The organism is Nitrospinota bacterium (assembly GCA_029881495.1).
GTDB lineage: Bacteria > Nitrospinota_A > UBA7883 > JACRGQ01 > JACRGQ01 > JAOUMJ01.
Map to the genome: position 1 here is coordinate 1 of JAOUMJ010000057.1, position 3,265 is coordinate 3,265.

General features: G+C 44.0%; 6 protein-coding genes. 3 read left to right on the top strand and 3 right to left on the bottom strand.

Translation table 11 applies throughout. From position 1 onward, the window contains the following. The coding region (locus tag OEY64_13145) for a hypothetical protein (protein ID MDH5543889.1) at positions 1 to 309 on the bottom strand (309 nt) is incomplete at its 3' end. Here OEY64_13145 and OEY64_13150 point away from each other — a divergent pair. After that, positions 308 to 613: a DUF1249 domain-containing protein gene (locus OEY64_13150; GenBank protein ID MDH5543890.1), complete on the top strand. Its 306-nt coding sequence runs from the start codon at positions 308 to 310 to the stop codon at positions 611 to 613. The two genes, OEY64_13145 and OEY64_13150, sit on opposite strands and share 2 nt — an antisense overlap. Before the next feature lie 3 nt (positions 614 to 616). Then, the gene (locus OEY64_13155) at positions 617 to 871 is read left to right on the top strand and encodes a hypothetical protein (protein MDH5543891.1); all 255 of its coding nucleotides are present in this window, start codon (positions 617 to 619) and stop codon (positions 869 to 871) included. Positions 872 to 887: 16 nt separating this feature from the next. Here OEY64_13155 and OEY64_13160 read toward each other — a convergent pair whose 3' ends face one another. Then, positions 888 to 2,606 (bottom strand): DUF262 domain-containing HNH endonuclease family protein, encoded by a 1,719-nt coding sequence (locus tag OEY64_13160; protein ID MDH5543892.1) that lies wholly within the window; start codon positions 2,604 to 2,606, stop codon positions 888 to 890. A 138-nt stretch (positions 2,607 to 2,744) separates the two neighbouring features. On the opposite strand from OEY64_13160, the gene OEY64_13165 reads away from it, so the two are divergent. Then, positions 2,745 to 2,945: a hypothetical protein gene (locus OEY64_13165; protein ID MDH5543893.1), complete on the top strand. Its 201-nt coding sequence runs from the start codon at positions 2,745 to 2,747 to the stop codon at positions 2,943 to 2,945. 79 nt (positions 2,946 to 3,024) lie between these two features. Here the strand turns inward: OEY64_13165 and OEY64_13170 are convergent. Beyond that, the coding region (locus tag OEY64_13170) for a hypothetical protein (protein ID MDH5543894.1) at positions 3,025 to 3,265 on the bottom strand (241 nt) is incomplete at its 5' end.

Consider the following 3,265-nt stretch of genomic DNA (forward strand, 5'->3'; position numbering starts at 1 on the left):
CCAAGTGGGGCTCCCGCTGTTACATGAGCATGGACCGATTGAAGGAAATGGGGAAGACTGCAAAAGCAGGTTAACACCGGATGAGAGGCTGCCGGAATAAAAGTGCGAAAGATATTTGACACTACCCGCCTTGGTGATAAGGGCCGCGACTCCTGCTGAATTGTGCGCGCCGGGCTGGCCGCTCATTCCATCACTGGTGACTCCTGCGGCCCGCGGAGCTGTTGATGACGGGGAATTGCCCGGCATTTCCTTCCGCACTTCCTCCTTGCGCCTTTCAACCGCCGCAAAGAGTGAATCTTCCGGTTTCATGGACTTACATTTCGACCGGCTTTACGAGGAAGACGGCTCCGTCATCATTGCCCTGGCGCACTATTTCAAGCAGAACGGGGATATGTGTAGCGACCCTGATATGCAACTCCGCGTCTATCCAGAACACCGCATGGCCGAGGCGTTGACCTTCCAGCAGGCTAATCCACCGGTGTATCAGGAAGTTTATCCTGCCCCCGGCAAGGTCAATCCACGTCTCAAAAAGAAGCTGAACAGCTTTCTTTCAACCTGGCTTCGCAACTGCGTCAGTCAGGGCCATCGCTTCACCTCTTCAGTGGAGGGGTGAGCCATGGATAGAGTATGGATTTTAATCATAGACAACAACCACGGCCCTGATGTTAGCGTCCACGTCTCTCATGAGTGTGCTATGCAATCTCTGTATAAGTATTGCTATGATGAATGGGATGATGGCCTTGACGAACAATATGGGACGCTGAAAGAGTTGAGCCGAGGCGAAACTATTGATGCATATTTCGATGCGTGGAACGTATCCCTTAATTGGGAATGGTATCTTCTGGGAGAACGGGATATTAAAAATATTTAGATAACTTGGAGAAATCCTACATTGGTTTATCGTAGGGCCAGATATCAAGAGCATTTTGAGAGAGAAAAGATGATCTTTCACTTACCTTCTCTTCGTCCCAAATGGATGACTGCAAAAAATCGGGAGTATCAAATATTTTGATTCCCTTACTGTATTCATCCAGTCCTTTCTTTCCGTTATTTCCCCTCTTCTTTGATTTCCAGCTTTGATCCCGGATAGAGCTATTCAACGAAGACGTAATGATAGTAAGATTTCCCAGCTTTAAAAGTAATTGATCCCGTTTCCTTGCTGCCTCTTCATCTAGGCCATTATCCCAGTTATTACGCCATTTTTTGGGCATGATGTGTTCGAGACTGTAATGATCCAGTCCAAGAACAGCAGTGGATTCCTTTTGCTGATCCCGCATGGAGATTTCTAATAGATACAGAATTGTCTTGGCTTGCTGGTTAGTAAGGTTGCTCTCAGAAAAGCCATTTCCAAATGCCACATCGTCAGGGAGAATATCAGTCTGGTTTTCTGCATTATATATTTTGTCATGCAGTGCCTGATAGGAATTGATCTTGCTCCGCACGAATGAAACAAACAGATTGTTATAATTTTTAGTGGTTTCCTTGCAGATAAAGCGTCTTATCAGGTAGTTTTCCAAAAGCCTAAACATATTTTCCCGCTCTGACAAATCATCCACCTCTTGAAAAATATAGACCAGATAAGGAATTATTGTGGTGGTGTTCAGCCCGAAAATGATTAGGTTTAATCGTTCAATATGGGATTTGCTATCAATCGCCTCGCTCGTTAAATGCGGGATGATATGCCGCTTATATAGATCGGCACTTTCCATCAAACCATTAATAAAATGTTCGTGGCTCTTTGTGCCATGATCCACACCTTTATCCTTAATCAAGACCTTGTAGTTTTTGAATAGACTCTCCAAGTGTGTATATTTGTCTTTGCCCTCACCTTGTAGAAGCAAATAGCTTTGTAAAAGTAGATCGATATTTTCACGCTTTTGCCGACCAGCTGTTATGTCTTGAGACCAGTACGCTCTGTTATCGCTTTCAAAAGCGGTTTTCCATGTTTTATTGTAAAGCCCTTCGTCTTCCCGCCTGAACAGCTCATTTTTTAATAGCTCTGCTGTTGTCAGGGAAACGCCTAAAGAGTTGATGGTATCGAATATTTGTTGTTCATCCTCTTCCCTGCCAAGATCGATTCCCACAAAATAAATTTTGTTCAAAAGTGTATCGAAGCGAATATCTTTCAAGACATCATCTTTATTCCGAAAATATTCATGGCAGGCCAATATACTACTTTCCTTATGATCCTGGCTAAGCTCCTTTGAAAGCTTGTCGTTCACAATGGCTTCAAATATTTCCACGTCATTGTGGTTGTGTTTCAGGAGAACTTCTTTCTTTCTATTTATAAAAATCCGTAGAAAATCATCATATCTGTCCTGGACTCTGCATAGCTCCTTAAAAAAAAGGGTTAGTGTTGTAAGCCGTTGTTGGCCGTCAACAATCACCCTCCAATCTCCAATAGAACCGTCAGAGGGTGTTTCTTTTTGTTTGAGGATGATCGATCCCATGAAATAGTCTTTGTTTTCTTGGGACACAAAAATCATATCGTCGAGAAACCGATCCCAGTTTTCTTCATCCCATACATAACTTCTCTGAAAAAACGGGATTTCCAACACGCGATTGTAATCACATATTTGGCTTATTGTTCTTTTCCCCGCTTCCATTATTTATGATCCTTGTTCTTCTTTGCAGTTGGTTAATCTCCCAATAATAGGCTATTCCGTATGAAAAATTAAGAGGAAAGCACGCCTTGGCTTTTGTATGGCGTTATTCGTTTTAACAACCAACAAAGGAGAAATCAGATGGAAAACAAAAACAACAAACCAGACCTTTACGCCTACATGGTCACAGGCTCAGACAAAAAGCCTTTCTTCACCAAGATCGGCGCGGCATGGAAGAACAAGAAAGGCGGCTACGGAATACGGCTTGAAGCCCACCCGGTCGGTGGCGAGATCGTTCTTTTCCCACCCAGAGAGAAAAACGAAACCGTGGAGACCGAGTAATGCAAACCCGCTTCACCTGGCCGTCCCTCACGGGGCGGCCTTTTGGCATGCCAGCATGCGGGCATGCTGGCCATCTCTTTTACCAACCGCGCCAGGTTTTTATGGTATCCCTTGCCTTGTTAATTTGTTGCATTAGCTCCACATCACCATAGCTCCGATCTGGATGACAATCTTTAACCATTTCCCGAAATTGAATATTTAGTTCTTTCATTCCGAAACTGTTATCTATTGGTAATCCGAGTAACGCTAATGCATTGTCTACCTTGATATCACCGGTCGTCTTTGTATTGGAAGTCGCCTGGCTCCTGCGGTCACTTATT